Origin of the sequence: Carboxydocella sp. JDF658 (assembly GCF_002049395.1) — a bacterium.
Taxonomy (GTDB): Bacteria; Bacillota.
The window spans coordinates 1-3251 of sequence record NZ_BDLR01000103.1; the positions used below are offsets into that span (position 1 = coordinate 1).

6 protein-coding genes are annotated in these 3251 nt (G+C 44.6%); all 6 read right to left on the minus strand.

What is annotated here, in order from left to right:
- A partial coding sequence (locus JDF658_RS12300) for a hypothetical protein (RefSeq protein WP_143312003.1) occupies positions 1-585 on the minus strand: 585 nt, incomplete at its 3' end.
- A gap of 137 nt (positions 586-722) precedes the next feature.
- The gene (locus JDF658_RS12305; RefSeq protein WP_079907856.1) at positions 723-1022 is read right to left on the minus strand and encodes a nucleotidyltransferase family protein; all 300 of its coding nucleotides are present in this window, start codon (positions 1020-1022) and stop codon (positions 723-725) included.
- Positions 1019-1420, minus strand: a complete 402-nt coding sequence (locus JDF658_RS12310; RefSeq protein ID WP_078666475.1) for a nucleotidyltransferase substrate binding protein — start codon at positions 1418-1420, stop codon at positions 1019-1021. The genes JDF658_RS12305 and JDF658_RS12310 overlap by 4 nt, the downstream gene beginning before the upstream one ends.
- Before the next feature lie 253 nt (positions 1421-1673).
- Positions 1674-1913 carry a hypothetical protein gene (locus JDF658_RS12315; protein WP_079907857.1) on the minus strand — a complete coding sequence of 80 codons (240 nt, stop codon included), beginning with the start codon at positions 1911-1913 and terminating at the stop codon, positions 1674-1676.
- Positions 1914-1996: 83 nt separating this feature from the next.
- On the minus strand, positions 1997-2845 hold the full coding sequence (locus JDF658_RS12320) for an ATP-dependent helicase (protein WP_079907859.1): 849 nt from the start codon (positions 2843-2845) through the stop codon (positions 1997-1999).
- 21 nt (positions 2846-2866) lie between these two features.
- On the minus strand, positions 2867-3028 hold the full coding sequence (locus tag JDF658_RS14995; protein ID WP_307189644.1) for a DUF6803 family protein: 162 nt from the start codon (positions 3026-3028) through the stop codon (positions 2867-2869).
- Positions 3029-3251: the final 223 nt, after the last annotated feature.

Sequence of the window (3251 nt, forward strand, 5' to 3'; positions counted from 1 at the left end):
CCGACGCATTCCCCCCGCCTGCAACTGGGTTGCTACCTGCCAGGCCCGTTGCCGCTGTCGGTGACAGACCTTCAGTTCCTGGCAAAGCTGGCTAATCCGTTCCAGGAGCGCAATGCGCAGCATCACCGCCAGAGCCCACAATTCCGTCATGGCCAGAACCTGCCGCTGCTGATAGGCCCCGATAAAGCTGAGGATTTTGCCTTCATCCAGATTGCCATCAGTATGTTCCACCAGCTCCCTGGCCAGCCCATATACCCGGGGTAATCCTGCCATCTCCTTATTCTCCAGCAAAGGTAAGCGCAAGTGAGGTTTGCGGGTCAGGGTGTGCTGGATATCCTTGACCTGTTCCTCCAGTAAGTAGAAATTATCCAGCAACCACTCCGCCGTTGGTGGCAGGGGCTGCTCCCGGTCCAGCTCTCTATCCAGAGTCTGATAAACCTCAAGTATGGTCTGGTAATGCCGTTTCACCCCGGCCAACAGGGCCCGCGGGAAACGAGCTTTTTTGCCGATTACATGCTGTTGGGCTAATTCCAGCGCATGTTGCTCTATCTCTCTGGGGCTAAGCAAGTTTCTTTCTCCATTCATGCAGCACTCACCATTTCGCCAAAATTTTTCACATACCTAGTTTGCCCCATTTTGCGCAGTTTAGCCATCTGGCTAAAAAAGGTAATAAAAAAGACACCCCTTACCAGGGCGTCTAAAACTTTAGCTAGGACTCCTTATTAATTATTTCTTCTGTATATTTCAATCCCTTCCCTTTCAATATTTTGCCTCAGTTTTTCATTGGTAACGCTGGCCATATCAATCACATTAATTTTATATATTTCAGCAGCATTATCAAGATCAGCAAAAAATCCCGGATAGGGTTTACCGTCCATATATATTGCAATATCTATATCGGAGTTATACCGGAAATCACCTCTCGCCCTGGACCCAAAAATAACAGCTTTTTGTACTACCTTGCACATATCTATTACTGAAACAATTTTTTCAATAATCCTCTGTTCCAGGCCGAATTTCATTGTTCCATCTCCTTGCTGATAATTTCTTTAAGTTTGGACAATTCTCTGAAGTACTTGTTTCTTATTCTTTCAAAAATACGTCTGGCTTCAGTTTCATCATAGGTATGGGATGTCAGATTTCTGTCATCAATCATCTCCAACCAGATATCGCCGTCTACTATCAAACCTGCTGCAAAAGCCTCCTTAAAGGCCTCCCTGGGTGTTCTGACCTCAGCTATACCAGTATAGGCCAAATATGCTTTCAATAATTTCCAGGACAACTCATAAGTAAATTCAAACCTCTGAATTACGCCATCCAGAACAATATCATCGTTTTCATCTCTGGCCAGCGATTCCCGCAACCTTTCTACTGCTCTTGTGTAATTATGTAATTTTTCCTTCACTTTACCTTTATCCATAAAAATCCCCCCAGAAATTTACTGACATTAGTCCCTCGGGTCATATTCTGCAAAAAGCGGGCTTTTCCTGCTTATTTTAACCTGAATTAAACTTTTTGTGCACGTGTTAGCCAATAGAATTTATGTCCTCTATTTTTTGCTAAAATTATGCAACCCATTTAATCGACACGTTTCCATTGTTTCCAATAATTTCCTAAACATAGAAAAAGTCCAGATTACCGCCAGAACCGCCTTGGCCCTGGTTTTCATACAATCAATTATAGTATAGTTTTCTGAAGCTGCTGCTTACCTCCCCAAAATGCAACACTCCATTCTCCAGACAGATTCCCAAATCCAGTTTACGCCTGACTCCGCTGAACTCTACTATAATAACGGTGCGCCCATTATTATTTTCTTCTACCTCGACCACTATGCCTTTGCCAAATTTATTATGATAAACCACCGCCCCATGCATGTTATGACTGGCGAATTCCCTACCGATACAGGCCAGCACTTCCTCCACGAACAGCGAAGGCGGGACTACAGCCCCATTTTTTCTTAGCGGGGTAATCAGGTAGAGATATTCACGGGCCCGGGTCAGTTTTGTTCCAGCTTATAAATTCGGCAACCCGGCAGTTGCCGTTCCATCTCCAGGATATATCCGGGTTCTGCTCCCCGGAAGCCATAAATGGACTGATCATCATCAGCAACGATGAAGAGGTTGTTTCCGGGTTGAATGAGCAATTTCAGGATTTCGAACTGAATTTTCGAGAGGTCCTGGCCCTCATCCACCTGGATATAGGGGTACTGGTTGCGGTAAAAGTTGAGAATGTCAGGATAACGTTTTAGAATCGCATAGGCATAGGTAAGCATATCATCAAAGTCCATATAGAAATTGGACTTTTTGTATTCTTCATAAGTACGGTAAAGGCCCTCAAAATTGGGGGTACTAAAATTAATACCGCTCAGGCTGGTGAGCATTTTGTTCTTCACCAGCCCGATTTCGTTGATCAGGTTTTCCAGCTCTTCATCGCCGGGGTTAGTGCCATTCAGTTCCCGGTAGAGCTTGCGCAGGATATTGCGCTTGTTTTCAACTGCCTGTTCATCCCCTTCGATGCGTTTGAGCCGTTTCCCTTTCAGGTTTTCGTAGTCCCTGACCACCTGGTTGCCAAAACTGTGCAGAGTGGAAAACTGGACCTGGTAGCCTATTTCACTGCCAGAAAAGCGGCGAAAACGCTGTTCCATTTCCAGTTTGGCGGCCCGGTTGAAGGTGAGGGTCAGGATATTGGCCGGAGATACGCCCAGTTCCCGGATGAGGAAAGCAATTCTAACGGTGATGACAGTGGTTTTGCCGGAACCGGGCCCGGCCAGAACCAGGGCCGGGCCCCTGCCATGAGTGGCAGCTTGTTGTTGCTGGTGATTGAGGTTGACTTCAAAAAAGTGCACAGTGGTCACTCCAAAAATAATTTAGTTGTCAAAAGTTGTAATTTTTAATAAACTAATCCCGAACAGAGTTATTGCTCCAGATAAATAAAAACCTACTAACAGAATATCTGCAATACCTTGCCACTTTCCGCTAGCAGTAAGAGGAATTACTGCCGTTTTGAAGAGATAGAGAAAAATTCCCATAAGCCCGTTTTGTGGTGATTACACTAATGTGCAAATCTTTGGCCAGCTGCCGGATCGAGAGGAGAAGCCTGTTTATATTCTATTAGAATTATCGTATCATAAAAGTAGAATATTCTACTAGGGGGCCAATTAAATGATTATAAGATCATCTACAATGCTTCGTAATAAATATAATACCATTTCCCAGCTTGCCCATGAAAAAGCAGAACCTATATACATCACA

Excerpts from the sequence above, each read along its gene's own strand:
- JDF658_RS12305 (WP_079907856.1), bottom strand. The coding sequence starts at position 1,022 with ATGAAATTCGGCCTGGAACAGAGGATTATTGAAAAAATTGTTTCAGTA.
- JDF658_RS12310 (WP_078666475.1), bottom strand. The coding sequence starts at position 1,420 with ATGGATAAAGGTAAAGTGAAGGAAAAATTACATAATTACACAAGAGCA.
- JDF658_RS14995 (WP_307189644.1), bottom strand. The coding sequence starts at position 3,028 with ATGGGAATTTTTCTCTATCTCTTCAAAACGGCAGTAATTCCTCTTACT.